Genomic DNA, 17379 nt, shown 5'->3' with positions numbered 1-17379 from the left:
GACCACAATCCGAACTGAGACCATGTTTTTGCGTTTGGCTTCACCTCTCGCTTCGCTTCGCTTTGTCTTGGCCATTGTAGTACGTGTGTAGCCCTGGATGTAAGGGCCATGAGGACTTGACGTCATCCCCACCTTCCTCCGGTTTATCACCGGCAGTACCCCTATAGTTGCCAACTTAATGATGCCAAATAAGGGAAAGGGTTGCGCTCGTTGCGGGACTTAACCCAACATCTCACGACACGAGCTGACGACAGCCATGCAGCACCTGTCTCTGAGTGTATTGCTACTATTACGTATCTCTACGCTTTTCTCAGGATGTCAAACCCAGGTAAGGTTCTTCGCGTTGCTTCGTAATTAAACCACATACTCCACCTCTTGTGCGGGCCCCCGTCAATTCCTTTGAGTTTTAGCCTTGCGGCCGTACTCCCCAGGCGGATAACTTAGCGCGTGGGCTACGGTACTGGAGGGGTCAACTCCCCCAACACCTAGTTATCATCGTTTACGGCGTGGACTACCAGGGTATCTAATCCTGTTTGCTCCCCACGCTTTCGTTCCTCAGCGTCAGTATTCGGCCAGGTGGTCGCCTTCGCCTCCGGTGTTCCTGCTGATCTCTACGGATGTCACTCCTACACCAGCAATTCCACCACCCTCTCCGAAACTCAAGAAACACAGTCTCAAATGCACGTCCCAAGTTAAGCTCGGGGATTTCACACTTGACTTGCATTCCCGCCTACGAACCCTTTACGCCCAGTAATTCCGAACAACGCTCGCACCCTTCGTATTACCGCGGCTGCTGGCACGAAGTTTGCCGGTGCTTCTTCTTTTGGTACCATCAAATGCAATGATTATTAGTCACTACACCCTTCTTCCCAACCGAAAGAGCTTTACAACCCGAAGGCCTTCATCACTCACGCGGCGTTGCTGCGTCAGGGTTTCCCCCATTGCGCAATATTCCCCACTGCTGCCTCCCGTAGGAGTCTGGGCCGTGTCTCAGTCCCAGTGTGGCTGATCGTCCTCTCAGACCAGCTATCCATCTTCGCCTTGGTGGGCCGTTACCCCGCCAACTAGCTAATGGAACATGGGCTCATCTTATGGCTGAAGGTCTTGCGATCCCCTCACTTTCCAGTATCGCTACTGCTTACGCGGTCTTAGCTACAGTTTCCCGTAGTTATCCCCCTCCACAAGGCAGATTCCCATGCATTACTCACCCGTGCGCCACTAATGTATTGCTACATCCGTTCGACTTGCATGTGTTAGGCACGCCGCCAGCGTTCGTTCTGAGCCAGGATCAAACTCTTAGCTCTTATTTCTTACTCCAAAAGGAGCTCGCTTTTCTTTTATGGTAGTTTTTACTCTACCTTGACGGTTCTTTCTTTTATGAAGGAACCTTGTAACTCGTCTCTTGCGATACGAATCACTACGCTCCCGCACTCTGTTTCTGCTCTCTTCTCTTGTCAAATAACTTTCACAATTTTGGTGGCGGGGACAGGACTTGAACCTGCGGCCTTCGGGTTATGAGCCCGACGAGATACCAACTTCTCCACCCCGCGTCATATTGTGGTGAAAGGGGTTCTACATGTCGACGAAGGGACTGTCAAGCAACTTCATTCATTTTTTAAAAAAATAATTAAATGCATGAATTATAAGCAAAAAAAGGTTTCATCAAATTGATGAAACCTTTTCAGTAAAGAATACTTTGCCAGATCAATTCTTATGCATTTTTAACTACGCCGTGTAGTTTTTGTTTAAGAAAGTTTGGCAAAGCAAATGCACTCTTATGAATGTCGACATTATAATACTTAGTGCCTTTTTCAATAGCACGCGCTTTTTCAAAATTTATACTTTCGAATGGGTGAACATCATCGCTCGCAAAACCCCAAGACCAGTAGCCATATGGATATGAAGGTATTGTACCAACCATAGAATAAACTGAAGAAAACGCCTCTTTTAAATTGCCATAGACCTTTGCTAAATCAAATTTATTTTCCCAAGGAGACTCGCATTGCGCCATAACTATACCGCCTGGAGTTAAAATGCGTTTTACTTCTTTATAAAATTCACCAGAAAATAATCCAACACCAGGACCAATAGGATCTGTTGAATCAACTATAATGATATCGAATTGCGCTGCAGCACTTTTTTTAACGAAATCAACGCCATCACCAATATGAACCTTTGCTCTAGGATGATTTAATCCAAAAGCTAAAGAAGGGAAAAATTGTTTAGCAGCTTCAACAACCTCACCATCAATTTCACAAAGCACTGCTTCTTGAACACAATCGTGCCTTAATACCTCACGGAGGGTTCCACCGTCCCCGCCACCTATAACTAATACTCTCTTTGGATTAGGATGAACTAAAAGTGGGACATGGGAAATCATTTCATGATAAACGAACTCATCCCTATCAGAACACATCATCAAACCATCAAGTGTTAATATTCTTCCAAAACCCGTAGATTCAAACACATCAACCCTTTGAAAAGGACTTTGAACCGAATGAAGTACTTTTTTAACATGCAAGCCAAAAGAAACTTCATCGTTATGACGTTCTTGGTACCAAAGGTCTAGTGGTGAAGTTATGTCAGAATCAGACTCAAGAGTGTGTGGTATTTTTTTAGAAAACATTTATATTTCCTTTTGAAGTTAAGGGCGAGGAACCAATTGAATCCTTTGCTAAAGCCATTAGCACCAATAAATTAACGAGTCCACAAAAATGAACGAAGGCAAATTATCAAAAAAAAATCCGATAGCAAGTAAAATAGCTTCTTCAGAGAATGAAAATAATTCACATAATTCCACACTCAAAGATACAGAAGTTCAGAACATATCCTCTTATCTAAAAGATGTACGTCTAGCGATTATTGGAGGAGGTGGAATTGCAGCTATAGAGCTCCCTAAACTAGCTAGAGAATTGAGAAGACATGGAGCAACAGTACAATTTTTTGTAACGGAAAATTGTTTAAAATTTATAGGATTAGACAGTTTACGTTGGGCCAGTCAACAAGAAGTAATAATCCATCCAACAGGGTTAGCCGAGCATATTTGCACTGCAGATGCAGTAATAATCATTCCAGCAACGGCAGATTTAATTTCTAAATCTGCAAATGGAATTTGTTCGGATGGTGCAACCACTTTAATTCAAAGTGCATTAGGGCTAAAAAAGACAATTATTTTTTGCCCTACTATGCATGAAAGTTTAAGCTTTTCTCCAATAATAGAAAAAAATAAAGAAAAGCTATTAAAACTAGATGCAGTCCATTTTACAAAACCCAGAAAAGAAGAAGGAAAAGATAAACTGCCATCTGTCGATGAATTATCAATAAATATTTGCCACATAATAAATAGAAGAAGATTTTATCATACAAATGAAAAAAACATATTAATTACACTGGGTGGTACAAGAGCAATGTTAGATCCTGTACGTTGTATAACCAATTTGTCGACAGGTTCGCTTGGAATAGAAGTAGCTAAAACATTTTATGCAATGGGAACACATCCAACAATTCTTGCGGCTAACACAAATAAAGAAATACCAATCTTTGACTCTGAAAATACTATCCATCTTCCAGACTATAAAGATATGTATGAATTTATGAAAGATCTAAAAGTCTCTAAATATGATGCATTTATAAATTTAGTTGCTGGTTCAGATTTCTTACCGAGATCAATTTCCCACTCAAAAATTTCCAGCAAAGATGAAAACCTAAAAATAGATTTCATCAAAGCTAAAAAAATTATAGATCTAGAGCATTTACAAAAAATTCCTTTTAAAATAGGAGCTAAACTTACTTCTGATAGCGAAAAAGAAGGTATTCAAATAGCCAAAGAACTTTTGACCAATAAAAATTTAAACGCTGTTTTATACAGTAATTCAAGTACTACATGGAATAAGAAGAAAGAACACGCTGGAGTACTTATAACAAAGACAAATGGACATATCTCCGAAACAGGTGTAAAGGGGAAAAAAGAAATGGCAATTCAGTTTTACGCATCATTTAAGAAATTTTGTGATAGCAAAGCTGACTAACTTTTTTACTATTCATGGAAATTTAGGAATTAAAGTTATGACTTTTGCTCAAAAAAATTCAATATCTTCATCTAAAGATCATTTTCAATTGTTACGAGCAATTTATACATGGTTAAACGTTGTTTTTTTATCAATATTGTTTGCCTCTTTGGTGTTGATCTTTTTTCCTATCGTTTATTTTTTTGATCGTGAGAGGCATTCGCTACATTGGATAGCTACTAAATGGGCTCTTTCTATTGGAAAATTCAATCCGTGGTGGAAATTTGAGGTTAGAGGAAAAGAAAAATTAGCTACCATTGGTGAACCTGTTATATACGTCTCAAACCATCAAAGCCAAGCAGATATTCTAGCTTTATTTATGCTTTCAACTCGGTTTAGATGGTTAGCAAAAGCTTCTTTATTTAAAATCCCTATTTTTGGATGGGCTTTATCAGCTGTTGGATACGTTCCTGTTATTCGGACAAGTAAAACTAGCGGAGAAAAAAGTATAAAACTCTCGTCATCTCATTTAAAAAGAGGCACTCCAATGTTATTTTTTCCAGAAGGCACAAGAAGTAAAACTGGTGAGCTTGGAGAGTTTAAATCAGGGGCTTTTCGCTTAGCAAAGATGCTAAATGTTTCTATCATTCCAATTACAATTTCAGGGTGTTCTGATTTGTTACCGAAAGGATCTTTATGCCCAAAATATTCTAGAGTAATTATCCATGTGCATGAAAAAATTGATCCTACAAATTTAACCGCAACAGAATTAATGGAAAAATCTAAAATAGCAATAAGTTCAAAATTATAAACAGGAAGTTATGCAATTATGAATTTTAAAAGTTGTACTCTATTATTTATGTCTGTTACAATTGTAACTGGATGCCAATCTTATACTCAAGAAAATTCAAATATTCGAGATAATTTATATAGTGGCAAAATGTCTGAAGCGACAAAAATGTTAGATGAAAGTTCACTAGCTACTGAGGGGCGTAACTTTGCTTTATTTAAAATGGAAAAAGGCATGTTACTTTATCTCCAAAAAGATTATCAAAATGCTGCAAAAAACTGGATTCAATCCGACCAAAAATTAGAAGATTTATACACAACTAGTATATCAAAAACAGCAGCTAGTTTTATAATAAATGACTCAATCACCGATTATACAGGCGAATCTCATGAAAAAATACTTTTGCCAATTTTTTCATCTATCGCTTTTTTCGCCAACGAAGATCCTAATAATGCAATAGTCATGATTAGAAGAACGAATGATATAAAAAAGGCTATGGATACTGATAATGTAGGGAAAAATTTATACAAGTATGATATATTCTCTAATTATTTTTCAGGGTTGGTTTACGAGACGAAAAGCGAATGGGATAGCGCTATCATTGAATATAGAAAAGCTTTAACAAGTATCCAGTTAAATGCTGATAATTCGCACTTTAAATCAGCTGAATTACAAATTTCAAAAGATTTAGGAAGACTTGCTGAATTTAAAAACAGAACAGATATATTAAAAGAAATTAAAGGAAAATTTCCAAATTTAACGTGGGAAAATCATCATGAATTGCTAAAAAAAGCTGAAATTTTTGTCGTCTATGAATCTGGTAATTCACCGATTAAAATTCCGAAAGAAATTTTATTTCCAACTGATAGAACCGTTGTAAGAATATCTTTTCCAGAGTACAAGGATTTACTATATAAAAGTAAAAACTCAGAGGTTTTTATTAACTCTAAAGCTGTAGGAAAAACTATATTAATGGAAGATATTGGGAAAATGGCGAAACAGGCTTTAGAAGATAGAAGAGTTAGAGATATTGCTAAAATGGCTGCACGAGTTTTAGCAAAAGAAGTAGCTGCTAGAAAGCTTGGAGATGAAAATCCTTTAGCTGGTTTAGCTGCAAATGCATTTGGCGCAATAACTGAAACAGCAGATACAAGAAGCTGGACAACTTTACCGGATACATTGCAAGTTTTTAGAGTATCTATTCCTGCCAATAAACTAACAACAGTAACGATAAAGCCTGAATATGGACTTCCTATTGAACAAACCTTTACTTTACCAGCAAACAAAAAGAAATTAATAAGATTAAGAACTTTTAATTAACATATTTTCAAGGTAACAATTTATAATGACTTCAAGTAATTCCAAATATCTATCATCATTTCAATTATGGATTCAACAAATTGGAATATGGCCAAGTCAGTTTTTTATTTTTTTAATTTCTGTCCTAATTATTATTCCTCTATCATTAGGTTTACTTTGTGTAACTTCATTCGTTATTCAAACAATTAATTCTACTCCAACAGATTTAACATGGTCTCGACTTCTTGGCGAACAACTTGCATTATGGATAACGCCTTTAGTTGAAGGAACTCGCTTTGAAAGCTCTATACCTCTATCATTTCAAAGAGAATGGTTTACAATTATTTTTTTAATTGTTGCATTTGTTTATGGATTTTTAAACTTTTACAATGAATATTTAATTAGACATTTAGGTGAAAAACTTGCAAAAAAATTAAGATCTGAAATTGCTGAAAAATATTTATCATTAAATTATCAGTCAGCTAAAAAAGTAGATGCAGGACTTTTATCTTCAATGGTAGGCGAAGATATCAGAGAAACTCAACAAACTTTTACAAGACTTGTAAGTAGTATTATTAAAGATGGTTTAACTACTTTAATATTATTAATTTGGTTAGTTATTTTAGATGTTCAACTTTTTACTTTATTTGTTACTGTTTTAATTCCTGCTGGAATAGTTTTACGCGTAACTAGTAAAACATTAAAAAAACTATCTAGACAAGGATTGCAATTTGAAAGCGAATTATTAAGTGGAATATTAGAAAGAATGCGTGGCTGGCAAACCATTCAAGTACATAAAGCAATTCCTTATGAGATAATAAAATTTAATAAAATTAATGACAAAATATATCATATTTGGCGAAGAGCTACTCGTGCTAAAACTTTAGGAAGCCCATTAGTAGAATGGCTTGGAACCATAGCTGGTGCTTTTATAATAATCGCAGCTATGCGAAAAATATCTGATGGATCACTAGATAGTAATATTTTTATTAATTTTATGTTAACTGTTGCACTTTTATCAGATAAAATTAACAGAATGTCGAGTCAATTAAATTCCACCCGTAAAGGAACCGATGCTTTACATAGAATTAAATTATTTTTATCCGACCAAACCTTAGAATCAAGCAATCATTTAATTGAAAAGAAAGAAGAAGCATTAAATTTTAAAATTGACTCAGTCCAAATAAAAAATTTAACCATAGCAAACCATCCTGCAAGACCTCTTGTTGAAGATATAAATGTTTCATTAAAAAAAGGTTCTTTATTAGTTGTTATTGGGCAATCTGGCGCTGGTAAAAGCACATTTATCAGAACATTTCTTGGTATACAAACAATTTATCAAGGAAAAATATTAATAAATAATACCGATATTAGTGAGGAATATTATAAAAAAATTGCAAGTAAAATTTGTTTTATCCCTCAAGATCCATTTATTTTTTCAGGTTCAATTTTTGAAAATGTAATTTATCCTAAAAAAATATCTGAACCTTCTGCGCAGGAAATTTCAGAAATAAAAAAAGCTCTTTCATTATCCTTATTAGAAAAAGATGTTTTTTCAGATGTAAGTGGACTATCTGGCGGCGAAAAACAACGATTAATGTTTGCTAGAATTTTCTACAACCAACCCGATTTAATTATCATTGATGAAGGAACTAGTGCTCTAGATAATGCAAATGAAATTAAAATAATTGAAAATTTAAAAACTCATGTGCAAAACGCAATTACTATCGTGATTGCCCATAGACCTGCTATAAAAGAATATGCTACTGATATATTGGATTTTTCACCAACAAAGACATCGCAAGCCAACAAAGCTTTTAGCGATCCATCAGTAACAAAGGAATTAATATGAGTGCAATTTCATCTATTATTTCTGGTAAAAGAACCATAGGGACAGATCAATTTCCTTCAATAAACCCAGCAAATAAAGAAGATACTGTAGCTGTTTTTGCAAATGCAACTAAAGATGAGTGTCGAGAAGCCTGTAGTGAAGCAAAAAAAGGTTGGGAAAATTGGAAAAACACTCCCCCACCGATTCGTGCAGGAATTATAGCAAATTTTGCTAAACTAATAGAAAAAAATAAGGAATCCTTGGCACAGATATTAACCAGAGAAATGGGCAAGCCTATAAAGGAAGCTCGTGGTGATATTCAAGAAGCCATTGATACTTGTTATTTTTTTATTTCTGAAGGCAGAAGATTATACGGACAAACTGTACCGAGCGAAATGCGCAACAAAGAATTGTATACTTATCGCAGACCACTTGGTGTATTTGCTTGTATAACCGCTGGAAATTTTCCTTTTGCAGTTCCAAGTTGGTATTTTATTCCTGCTTTGGTTTGCGGAAATGTCTGTGTATGGAAACCATCAGAAGACACACCATATTTGTCTATGATTTTTGCTGAAATGTTATACGCAGCAGGAGTTCCAAAGAATGTTTTCCATGTTGTTTTTGGTTCAGGTACAAAAACAGGTGCTGCATTAGTTTCTTTGGTCGATGAGGGATTGATAGATAAAATAGGATTTACCGGAAGTACAGAGGTTGGAAAACAAATTGGTGAAATTTGTGGCCGTAATTTGCAAACTCCTTGTTTAGAGCTTGGCGGTAAAAATCCGATGGTTGTCATGCCAGATGCTGATCTAGATCTTGTTGTAAATGGAGCTTTGTGGGCAGGTTTTGGCACAGCTGGTCAACGCTGCACATCATTAGGTAACTTAATTGTGCATAAATCAATTAAAGAATCACTTACTAAAAAATTACTCGATAAAGTTACAAATATTCATATTGGAAATCCATTAAATGAAACCATATTTTATGGACCTATGATTAGTGAAAAATTTTTAAAGAAACATATTGATAACTTGGAAAATTTAGTAAAACCTCATCATAAATTATTAACTGCAAAGAATGGCCGTATCACTGATACTGTAAAACCAGAAAATTTTTCTGGAAATGCAAACTTAGGATATTATGCATTTCCAAGTATTGTTGACAACGTCACAGCTGAAGACGCTATCTTCTCAACTGAAACATTTGGCCCAATATTCAATCTTTTATCTTTTAGTGACCTTGATGAAGCTATATATTTAGCAAATAAAACAGGGTATGGATTAAGTTCAGCTATATATACAAACAATGTTCAATCTGCATATCGTTTTAGGACAGAAATTTCAGCTGGAATGACAAGTATAAATAACAGTACGACGGGTGCTGAAGCGCATCTTCCTTTTGGAGGGAATGGAAAAAGCGGAAATGGCAGTAGACAATCAGGAATTTGGGTTGTTGATCAATTTACAAAGTGGCAATCTGTTAATTGGGATATGAGCGGAACTTTGCAACTTGCACAAATGGATACTCACTATATTAATCCAACTGATTACACAGTTAAAATTTAATCTCCTTTTTGTTTTTAATTGCCCCCAAAGTATTTTTTGACTATAAATCACTTTGGGTAGGGAGTGAACAGAATGCCAATTTTTCAAGATTTAAAACAATATGTCCGTTCTGAAAATGCAAATGATCGCTACAATGCAATAGAAAAGTTGGTAAAAAATTCTCAATCCTGGCAGGGAAATTTGCTTATTTGGCAAATTATGTCTCTCATTCCTACCCAAGAAGAAAAATCAAAATTAGCTTCTTCACTCTCACTTCCTAGTACACCGAGTAGTGAATGGGCGATCATTTCTTATTTGTTATTAAAAGAAACTAATGCAAGTGTATTAAGCAGCTGCATTATGGCATTAGCTAACTCTAAAATCTCATCTTTTTCTCACAGAATAAAAAATTTACTAGAAAAGCACACTCAGGTAGACGAAATATTATATGCAATTTACCATTATATTGAGCAAACTTCTGACGAAAGATTTATTTCAGCTTTCGAAAATTCATTTCATGATAAATTGCCAGACTACATCCTATCAAAAGGATTCAATACATTTCTTAGTTTAGGATACTCATCGATAAAAGCTAATAAAATAGCTATTTCTATTCTTGAAAATGAAAGAAATTTAATTTTAAAAAGCAACTCAGCAATATCGGCTTTACTTTATTTAGGATTTTCGTTAAAAATAGATGAATTAAATTCAATATTAAACAAATTAATTAATACCAAGTTAATTAGGGTATCTCAATTAATATATAATCAAATTTCTTATTACCAAAGTGAAAACTTTAATCAGAAATCTGCCAAAGATTTTATCTATAATAACGCTAATAATATTTTACCAAATTTCACAGGCTTTAATTGCTTTAACAAGGAAATATTAGCTAAATCTTTGCAAGAAATTTTGGTTACAGAAACTAATTTCGAAAATTTATTAAAAATATTATGTGTAATTTTAAAATTAAAAGATCCAATATTAATAAATATATTAGCGCAAGATCCCAAGATTGGTTTAATAAATGTTGAAAAATTACAACCTTCTGTTTGTAAAATATGGGGTCTTTTCAAACCATATGCTTCAGAAATTTTTAATGAATCAATTACAAATCCCGAAAATTTTAATATTTGGCATAAATTATCAAATGATTTAAATTTTACTTTTTTAAATTATGACAATTTTTTCCTTACAAAAAAAACAAAAGATTGGCAAAATTTATTTGAAAAAAATTGTGATATCGATTTACTACTAGCCCAAGTATTCGCTTTAGGTAACATCAATACAGATAAATATAATCTTCAGAATTATATATTACATGAAAAAATAGTGTTAAGTAATATAAAAATGTTTCATAAGAAAAATGGGGATATAAAACTCAGCACATATGATCGCTGGGTTGATAAAATTTATTCTGCAACCATTGGCGGATCTTATTCTACTTATTTTATGAATGAATTGTATAAAACTATACCTTTTTCAGGAACTAGTTGGGCATTTACTGCTATAGCATTAAGCGCTCCAAAGCTAGACCTCCATACAATAAGTTTGGCAATTCAAAGTGAATTAGAAACTATTAGAAATACATTAATTAGTGGAAACATGGAAAAAGATGAATACATTCTAGAAGTAACATCACGCTTCCAATCTATTTTAGTAGGCGCAAATCAATTTAGAGTACCAATTACTCAAAAAACTTTAGAAACTCTTAAAGATATATCTAATTTAATTCAATCAATTTTGGACAATACTTCCCAACAAACAGAAGAAGAAAATGATAGCGATTCCTCTGATTGGAATGGAAATTATTATAGTGATAGACCTATCATGCGTTGGGGAGCTATTCTGCAAGTTTGTTTAAATTCTAATTTAAGTGGTGAAGAAAAAGATTTCTATGAAAAATTTATACGCGAAGGTTTGCGGGTCGCTCCACATGTTGAAAAAAGATGGATAGTAAGAGCCCTAGTAAAATTAGATTCTGACGATGCAATTAAAGCTATATTATATCAAGCATTGCAACATATTGATATCGATTTTGTGGAACACACTATTGTAGAATTGTTAAAATCCAAACATCCAAGAGCTCACCAGGCTTTGATTCGCTTAATTTCTAAACCTTCTATTAGTGATGAAATTAAAATAAAAATAATAAATGAAATTCCCTTAGTTAATCCTGAAGAAATTTTACAGGAATTTAAAACTTTGCAATTTATGCGACTAAATGAAAAAGTAGATACAGCATTGCAATACGCTATAAAAAAAATAATAGAATTAATTCCTCCGCAAAATGACAACTCTATAAAAAATGATCAAAAAATATCTTCCCAAGATATCGATCTTGTCATTAAATCTTTTATTCCTAATAGCACTACTTTATCAATTGATTCTAAGAGTGCGCTCCGAACAGCTGAAATGATCTTAATTCAATCAAAAGAATGGGGGAATGAAGCTGTAGATTTAAGTCCTATTGTTAATATGCATTGCAAAGCTGTTGAGTTAACTATGCGGGATACCTTTGAGGCTTATACTGATTCAATTATTAGAAAAGGAGAGTTATCAAAAAGGTTAGACTCAATTGGTTACGGAAAAGGTATCGTTGAAAAAATGACGGCTTTTGAAGAATATATTGCCAATCTTCCAACAATACGTACCATTCCTTATTTTAGTAAATTTAAATTACGCAAAATGCTGCGGGCGATATGTTTATACAGGCCTGGAAAGCGTTTTACTTTGGATGGCCCCAAAGCATTTGCCTTGTTACTTTTAGTAGCATCTAGGCAAGAATGCCAATTTCAATTAAATAAAATTATTTCCCTAAATTTTTCAGATGATATTGAACTTTTTGAATTTATTAAACTAGTCCATTCTCTCCAAGATAGTAGAAATCGTGCCGTACATGAAGGCTTGACATGGGAAGCGCGTGATGAAATTGAAACAATGCGTCACCAAGCCTATAAAATCATTTCAACTTGCCTTACAATAGGAAGAAACCTAGAAGCCCAAACTCAGTAAGAGGGTAAATCCTTCACGGAGAAGTAAAAATGGGATTGAGGGTACAAACGAATATTAGCTCAATCAATGCACAGAGGAATTTAGCTGTGTCAACCCTTGCTTTAGCTAAACATACTGAAAGAGTTGCGAGTGGGTATAGAATTAATAGAGCAGCTGATGACGCTGCGGGACTTGCTATTTCTGAAAAACTACGTTCACAAGTTAGAGGTCTCATCCAAGCAAAACGCAATACGCATGACGGGATTAGTTTAATACAAACGGCAGAAGGTGGTTTGAACGAAATATCAAATATGCTGATAAGATTAAAAGAACTCTCAGTCCAAGCTGCGAGTGATACAATAGGAGATTTAGAGCGAGGGCACATCCAAAAAGAATTTGTTGCCCTTAAAGATGAAATTGATAGAATTGCCTATTCTACTGAATTTAATGGAACCCGACTTCTCACTGGAGCAGCAGAGATTCCGGCTGTCCTGAAAGAAAACAGCAACCCTCCTCCGTTAGAAATACAAGTTGGGGCTTCATACTACCCTGAAGTAGATGATCTTTATACGGTTAGGAATCCTACCCATATTATCAGAATTAATTTAGAAAAAATTAATGCTTTAACAGGTGGAGAGGGCTCTCTCGAAATAGGAACTGTAACAGATGAAGAAGGAACAAGAGTTGATAAAAAGATTTTTGCTCAACGCAGTATGATTCGTTTGGATAAGGCCATTGATAAAGTTAATGAATATCGAGCTATTTTAGGCGCCATCCAAAACAGAATGCAATACGCAGCTGCAAACACAGGTATGACTATTGAAAACTTAGAAGCAGCAAAATCAAGAATCAAAGACTCTGATTATGCAGAGGAAAGTTCTCAAGTTGTGCAACAAACCATATTGCAAAAAGCCGGAATTTCTGTTCTTTCCCAAGCAAATCAAATCCCTGAAATGGCTTTAAAGCTTTTAGGTTGATCACTATTCATTATTTCGCTAAGACAAATCCACAGAAGAATTTTAGCTTCTGACTTAGAAAAGGTTTTGTCTAATTATGTTAAATACACCCCAGAGTACGACCAAAATATTCATTCAAGATGTTACTTTGCTTGACTGTGCTATTTTATATCCTAGTACAGGTCCACAAGGAAAAAGCTGGTACGTTGATGTTACTTGGGAAGGTAAAAAAGACAAAAATGGAGTTCTTTTTGATTTTAGTTTAGCAAAAAAATCAGCAAAAAGTACCATAGATCACGAATTCGATCATAAATTGCTTGTTAAACCAAGCAGTATTCGTTTTCAATCCAATTCACAGTTAATAATTGTGGCAGGCTTTAAAGAAGCAGAACAACATTCTATTTTTGCAATAAATACTTACAGTAATTCTGTAAGAAAAATATCAAGAGAAACCTTAATATCTTTAGACAAAGGAGATGTTTCTTTATTAGAAAAAGAAATTTCTCACTCAATTCTTCGAAATTCCCCCGAAAATGTAACAAATGTAATTGTTAAATTAAGACCCCATGAAGATCATGTTAAAAGTAATTACTTTAGCTATACACATAGCTTGTGTCATCATTATGGCAATTGCCAAAGATTTCATGGCCATAGCAATATAATTGAAGTTTTCAAAAATGGAAAATTTGATGCTGATAAAAGTAATTTTATCGCTAAAAAACTAAACCACTCTTATATTATTTCAAGAAATTATATAGATGCCAATTGGAATTCTAAATTAATTCATGAATTAATAGAACATTGTCCTGAAATATCAGAATTTAAAGAAAAATTAATAGTTGCGCAATATAAAGGAACTCAAGGAGAGGTTGCTGTTATTCTTCCAAAAGAATGTGTATTTTTGTTAGAACATGAAAGTACTGTAGAAAACATAGCAGAATTTATAAAAAGTTTATTTCAAGCAACCGATCAGGATTTAGAAATTCGAGCTTACGAAGGTTTAGCAAAAGGTTCTATTTATTCTTAATGGTTAGAGACTACAAATGACTGCAACTTATTTAGTTAATGAAATTTATCCTTGCTTACAAGGTGAAGGTCCAAACAGTGGAAAACCTTCATTATTAATCCGTTTTCAAATCTGTAATTTACGCTGTACTTGGTGCGATACTCCTTATACACATACAATCAAAAGCGATCCTATTGACAAAAATAACTTAACAAAAGGCCAATTGTTTAAACGTTATTCTTTAAATGAACTTCTTCTAAAAATAAAAGAATACCCACAAAAACATCTCATTCTTTCTGGCGGTGAGCCAACTCTTCATAATTTAGGTGTCTTAATACGCAGTCTAGGCAAAGAATACACTGGTGAAGTAGAAAGTAACGGAACACGCATTCCGCATTTGCAAATTAAAAATTTTCTTGCAAGCGATTATTCTTTATTGCAATGGAATATTTCACCAAAATTCAATAATAGTGGAGAAGAAATAGTAACTGAGTCTTTCCAACATTGGTCTGATTTATCTAAAAAGCAAGATAATATCTATTTTAAATTTGTAATCAGAAAAACTTTTAAAGATGCTGACATGGAAGAAGTATTGAAAATAGTAGAAAATTTTTCATTAAAGGCAAATAAAATTTATTTAATGGCAGAAGGTATTACAGTTGAGTCACAATTAGCTAATATTTGGCTACATGATGAATGTCTTAAATATGGCTTTAACTACACACCAAGATTACATATTTTATTGTTTGGCAATAAACGTGGGGTTTAATTCTTTTCTCGATTCACTATTTTAAATTCTTCTTATAATCTAAAAAATACTCAATAAAAACAAACACTAATAATCAAAAATATTTCTCAATTTTGGAAAAAAACAACCGATAAAATATTATTCATAAGGGAGATGATATGAAAAAATTTATTTTTATTTTAGCAGCTCTTATCTTCTTACTAATTTCAATGACTGCATATCCGCAAAAGATTTTTATAATTTCTGATATTGATGACACTATTAAAATAACGGGACTAAAAGCTGGAACGATGAAAATGGTTGAGCATGGTTCTAGATCTCAAGCATTTTTTGCAATAGATCTCGTTTATCAATTATTTTATGAAAACGGAAAAGGTAGCAATGGTACTGTGGGAAGAGAAATTTTCTTTGTTTCAGGTGCACCAGGTCAATTAGGAAAATTATCTGTCCATTTTTTAAAGAAAAATGAATTTCCTTTTCCATCAAAAGCTTATTTTCTTAACAAAAAAATTGGTGAAAAAACATTAGATGCAAAATTGAATGCAATCACACCTATAATTGAAGCGCATCCTAATTCAACATTTATCCTAATTGGTGATAATGGGGAATTTGATCCTGATGTCTACAAAACTTTGCAAGATAAATATGGTTCTAGGCTGATTGTATTTATTCACTATGTATACGCTGCTGCAAATTTAAATATAGTTAATTATTCATCAAGTAATACAAGACAATCGTTTGAAATTTTCCAAGGACAAACACCTTATTTTACTGGAGTGGATTTAGCAATTCAATTTTATCGATTGGGATTAATTTCAAAAGAAAATGTATTAAGAGTTGTAAATGAATCTTTACAAAATATAGATCCAATTTTCTATAATAATATTAAAAATGAAAGTAATTATACGCCTGAATATTCAAATAATCATTCATTAAGACACAATCAAAAACTTTTTTATCAAGAATGGATGACTGGTTGTAAAGGCTTTATGACATCAGAATGGAACAATTTAGTCACTCCTTTTGTTCAAGAAGATTTAGAACTTAGTTCTAAAATAGAAAGAATTCGTTCTATTATTACACAATTTAGGGGTTGCGAAGTAGCAACTCCATAATGAAAAAAAGAATACACTTGGTATGTAGCCCCTGGATATAATTCTGTACATGCTACACTTCTCCTATGGATGTTGGAAGCATAATTTATGAAGGCAATATTTTACAAAATAATGGAACCTATAGAAGTGTGAAGCTTGGCACTAAAATGGGAGGTAACTGGAGTTTTGAAAACCAATCTGTCGGCGCATATGGCTTAAGACTTGCATTAGATGATTTATGTAAGTAATTTTATGACTATAGATGATTGTAAGAAAATTTAACTTTTAATATAGAGTTCATTTTGCTTAAAATTTTACTAACAATTTTGCTATCCTTATTTCAATTTAATGTTTTAGCAAATAAGCTAACATTAACCATTTGTGCAAATGATGTTAGAAAATCTATCAATCCAGATGCTGTTTATGAAACGCCTAGCGTAGATATTATTAAAATAGCTTTTAAAAAATTAAAAAGTAAACTAGATATCAATTATACTTTTGATTTTAAACCTATGGATAGATGCGTAAACGATGCTGAAAAAGGTCAAATCGATGCAATTCTTGATGTGTCATATACTGAAGAAAGATCACGTGCAGTAGATTATCCACCTGGATCTGGCCCCGAAGAAAAAGAGGGACCTTGCACTTCACTTTTTAGAATGACTTGTTCAAAATATATGGTTATAACTAATAAAAATTCGCAATTTGAATATAAAGGTAACAAAGAAAAACTTCTTCTCCCGGTAAGAGTGGCAAGAGGATATTCATTAGCAAAAAAAATTGAAGATATTTATAAAGAAAACGCAGAACTTAGTAAAAATGATTTGGTCAGTATCAAAAAATTACTCCGCGACAACTCTGGTTGCGTTGTTGCAAACTTTGGCTATATCCCTGGCTTGGCTGAAAACCAATTTCGAGAATTGCTTCCTAAATTAAAAATACACCGTATCCCGTATGAAGCCCGTTCAAATTATTTCCCATTTTCAAAAAAAACAAATATAACGCATGAACAAAAATTAACGATATGGAAGGAATTAGCAAAAGTCATGCTAGACGAGAAAGTAGTCGATCAACTCAGGAGAAAGTATTCTAAATTAAAATACAAATAGA

13 protein-coding genes, 1 tRNA gene and 1 rRNA gene (1 of these 15 running past the window's edge) are annotated in these 17379 nt (G+C 33.5%); 12 read left to right on the top strand and 3 right to left on the bottom strand.

What is annotated here, in order from left to right; genetic code table 11:
- From QEJ31_RS09395 to speE, 3 genes are all read right to left on the bottom strand, one after another.
- Positions 1–1304 (bottom strand): 16S ribosomal RNA (locus QEJ31_RS09395) (it extends 228 nt beyond the left edge of the window).
- A gap of 170 nt (positions 1305–1474) precedes the next feature.
- A tRNA-Met gene (locus QEJ31_RS09390) sits at positions 1475–1550 on the bottom strand.
- 161 nt (positions 1551–1711) lie between these two features.
- Positions 1712–2626: a polyamine aminopropyltransferase gene (gene speE / locus QEJ31_RS09385; protein WP_280589584.1), complete on the bottom strand. Its 915-nt coding sequence runs from the start codon at positions 2624–2626 to the stop codon at positions 1712–1714.
- A gap of 88 nt (positions 2627–2714) precedes the next feature.
- Here speE and QEJ31_RS09380 point away from each other — a divergent pair, with 88 nt between their 5' ends.
- From QEJ31_RS09380 to QEJ31_RS09325, 12 genes are all read left to right on the top strand, one after another.
- On the top strand, positions 2715–4028 hold the full coding sequence (locus QEJ31_RS09380) for a phosphopantothenoylcysteine decarboxylase (protein ID WP_280589582.1): 1314 nt from the start codon (positions 2715–2717) through the stop codon (positions 4026–4028).
- On the top strand, positions 4009–4818 hold the full coding sequence (locus QEJ31_RS09375; RefSeq protein ID WP_280589580.1) for a lysophospholipid acyltransferase family protein: 810 nt from the start codon (positions 4009–4011) through the stop codon (positions 4816–4818). The genes QEJ31_RS09380 and QEJ31_RS09375 overlap by 20 nt, the downstream gene beginning before the upstream one ends.
- Before the next feature lie 18 nt (positions 4819–4836).
- The gene (locus tag QEJ31_RS09370) at positions 4837–6117 is read left to right on the top strand and encodes a hypothetical protein (protein WP_280589578.1); all 1281 of its coding nucleotides are present in this window, start codon (positions 4837–4839) and stop codon (positions 6115–6117) included.
- 25 nt (positions 6118–6142) lie between these two features.
- Positions 6143–7948 (top strand): ABC transporter ATP-binding protein, encoded by a 1806-nt coding sequence (locus QEJ31_RS09365; RefSeq protein ID WP_280589576.1) that lies wholly within the window; start codon positions 6143–6145, stop codon positions 7946–7948.
- Positions 7945–9492 (top strand): aldehyde dehydrogenase family protein, encoded by a 1548-nt coding sequence (locus QEJ31_RS09360; RefSeq protein ID WP_280589574.1) that lies wholly within the window; start codon positions 7945–7947, stop codon positions 9490–9492. The genes QEJ31_RS09365 and QEJ31_RS09360 overlap by 4 nt, the downstream gene beginning before the upstream one ends.
- 72 nt (positions 9493–9564) lie before the next feature.
- Complete coding sequence (locus QEJ31_RS09355; RefSeq protein WP_280589573.1) at positions 9565–12486, top strand: hypothetical protein; 2922 nt, start codon at positions 9565–9567, stop codon at positions 12484–12486.
- Between the two features lie 29 nt (positions 12487–12515).
- On the top strand, positions 12516–13442 hold the full coding sequence (locus QEJ31_RS09350) for a flagellin (RefSeq protein ID WP_280589572.1): 927 nt from the start codon (positions 12516–12518) through the stop codon (positions 13440–13442).
- A gap of 76 nt (positions 13443–13518) precedes the next feature.
- Entirely contained in the window at positions 13519–14448 is a 930-nt protein-coding gene (locus QEJ31_RS09345) for a 6-carboxytetrahydropterin synthase (RefSeq protein ID WP_280589571.1), read from the top strand.
- Positions 14449–14464: 16 nt separating this feature from the next.
- Positions 14465–15196 (top strand): 7-carboxy-7-deazaguanine synthase QueE, encoded by a 732-nt coding sequence (locus QEJ31_RS09340; protein WP_280589569.1) that lies wholly within the window; start codon positions 14465–14467, stop codon positions 15194–15196.
- A 137-nt stretch (positions 15197–15333) separates the two neighbouring features.
- Positions 15334–16290 carry a phosphatase domain-containing protein gene (locus QEJ31_RS09335; protein WP_280589568.1) on the top strand — a complete coding sequence of 319 codons (957 nt, stop codon included), beginning with the start codon at positions 15334–15336 and terminating at the stop codon, positions 16288–16290.
- Between the two features lie 65 nt (positions 16291–16355).
- Positions 16356–16517, top strand: a complete 162-nt coding sequence (locus QEJ31_RS09330; protein ID WP_280589567.1) for a hypothetical protein — start codon at positions 16356–16358, stop codon at positions 16515–16517.
- A 54-nt stretch (positions 16518–16571) separates the two neighbouring features.
- Entirely contained in the window at positions 16572–17378 is an 807-nt protein-coding gene (locus tag QEJ31_RS09325; protein ID WP_280589566.1) for a hypothetical protein, read from the top strand.
- The last annotated feature ends 1 nt before the right edge of the window (position 17379 follow it).

This window comes from Pigmentibacter sp. JX0631 (assembly GCF_029873255.1).
Classification (GTDB): Bacteria; Bdellovibrionota_B; Oligoflexia; order Silvanigrellales; family Silvanigrellaceae; genus Silvanigrella.
The sequence above is the reverse complement of the archived record's forward strand: the minus strand, read 5'-3'. Positions and strand labels throughout refer to the sequence as shown.

What these genes read in the sequence shown, in the direction of transcription:
- speE (WP_280589584.1), bottom strand. Translation starts at nt 2,626, where the DNA reads ATGTTTTCTAAAAAAATACCACACACTCTTGAGTCTGATTCTGACATA.
- QEJ31_RS09370 (WP_280589578.1), top strand. Translation starts at nt 4,837, where the DNA reads ATGAATTTTAAAAGTTGTACTCTATTATTTATGTCTGTTACAATTGTA.
- QEJ31_RS09350 (WP_280589572.1), top strand. Translation starts at nt 12,516, where the DNA reads ATGGGATTGAGGGTACAAACGAATATTAGCTCAATCAATGCACAGAGG.
- QEJ31_RS09360 (WP_280589574.1), top strand. Translation starts at nt 7,945, where the DNA reads ATGAGTGCAATTTCATCTATTATTTCTGGTAAAAGAACCATAGGGACA.
- QEJ31_RS09355 (WP_280589573.1), top strand. Translation starts at nt 9,565, where the DNA reads ATGCCAATTTTTCAAGATTTAAAACAATATGTCCGTTCTGAAAATGCA.
- QEJ31_RS09340 (WP_280589569.1), top strand. Translation starts at nt 14,465, where the DNA reads ATGACTGCAACTTATTTAGTTAATGAAATTTATCCTTGCTTACAAGGT.
- QEJ31_RS09365 (WP_280589576.1), top strand. Translation starts at nt 6,143, where the DNA reads ATGACTTCAAGTAATTCCAAATATCTATCATCATTTCAATTATGGATT.
- QEJ31_RS09330 (WP_280589567.1), top strand. Translation starts at nt 16,356, where the DNA reads ATGGATGTTGGAAGCATAATTTATGAAGGCAATATTTTACAAAATAAT.
- QEJ31_RS09335 (WP_280589568.1), top strand. Translation starts at nt 15,334, where the DNA reads ATGAAAAAATTTATTTTTATTTTAGCAGCTCTTATCTTCTTACTAATT.
- QEJ31_RS09345 (WP_280589571.1), top strand. Translation starts at nt 13,519, where the DNA reads ATGTTAAATACACCCCAGAGTACGACCAAAATATTCATTCAAGATGTT.
- QEJ31_RS09380 (WP_280589582.1), top strand. Translation starts at nt 2,715, where the DNA reads ATGAACGAAGGCAAATTATCAAAAAAAAATCCGATAGCAAGTAAAATA.